The sequence below is a fragment of the Pseudomonas agronomica genome (genome assembly GCF_025917275.1).
Lineage (GTDB): Bacteria > Pseudomonadota > Gammaproteobacteria > Pseudomonadales > Pseudomonadaceae > Aquipseudomonas > Aquipseudomonas agronomica.
In genome coordinates, this window is record NZ_JAOSHO010001134.1 from 1 (window position 1) to 271 (window position 271).

1 protein-coding gene is annotated in these 271 nt (G+C 65.3%); it reads left to right on the forward strand.

The annotated features are described in order from the left end of the window. Positions 1 to 271: COX15/CtaA family protein (locus OC610_RS29250; protein ID WP_264433342.1), on the forward strand; the 271-nt coding region annotated here is incomplete at both ends.

A 271-nucleotide genomic window follows, 5' to 3' on the forward strand; every position in this document is an offset into this window, starting at 1 on the left:
CCGGCCTGCCGTTGAAATTGCCGTTGTTCCTGCTGGGTGTGGTGTTCGCCCAGGCGGCGTTCGGCATGTGGACCGTGACCCTCAAGCTCTGGCCGCAAGTGGTCACCGGGCATCTGCTCGGCGGCTTCGCGACGTTGAGCCTGCTGTTTCTGCTGACCTTGAGATTGTCCGGCGTCTTGCCCGCGCTGACCGTGCCCAAGCGCCTGCAATATTGGGCCACGGCCGGGCTGCTGTTGGTGATCGGCCAGATCGCCCTCGGCGGTTGGGTCAG